This window comes from Treponema sp. R6D11 (assembly GCF_054786075.1).
Map to the genome: position 1 here is coordinate 1 of NZ_BDHD01000757.1, position 539 is coordinate 539.

General features: G+C 37.1%; 1 protein-coding gene. It reads left to right on the top strand.

Annotated features, from left to right (window positions below):
- The coding region (locus tag ACYVTD_RS15920) for a GH25 family lysozyme (RefSeq protein WP_461248663.1) at window positions 1–539 on the top strand (539 nt) is incomplete at both ends.

Genomic DNA, 539 nt, shown 5'->3' on the forward strand with positions numbered 1-539 from the left:
GTAATAAATTGATGGGTGTGGATGTTTCGCATTATCAGGGGGATATAAATTGGGTTCAAGTTAGGAGCGCTGGAATTTCATTTGTTATGATTAAAGCTGGCGGTCGTGGATATGGTGCGGCTGGTAACAAGTATGTTGACGAAAAATTTGTGAATAATATAAAAGGCGCATATGCCGCAGGTTTAAAGGTTGGGATTTACTATTATTCTACGGCGTTAAACGAGGAAGAAGCGTTAGATGAAGCTAAGCATTGTATTGATATAATTAAGCCATATAAAAGCAAGATAACGTATCCAGTTGCTTATGATTTTGAGGAATGGAATGAGCATAGAACAGCCGGTATTACGGGCACACAAGCTACTAAAAATGCTATTAAATTTTTGGATTATATTTCGAGTCAAGGTTATGATACCGCTCTTTATGCCAGCAGAAATGATTATTTAAACAAATTTATAACTGCCAATTTAGCAAATTACAAATTGTGGTTGGCGCATTGGACATGGGCTGGTGCTGAAACTAACTATAAAGGCTGGTATATG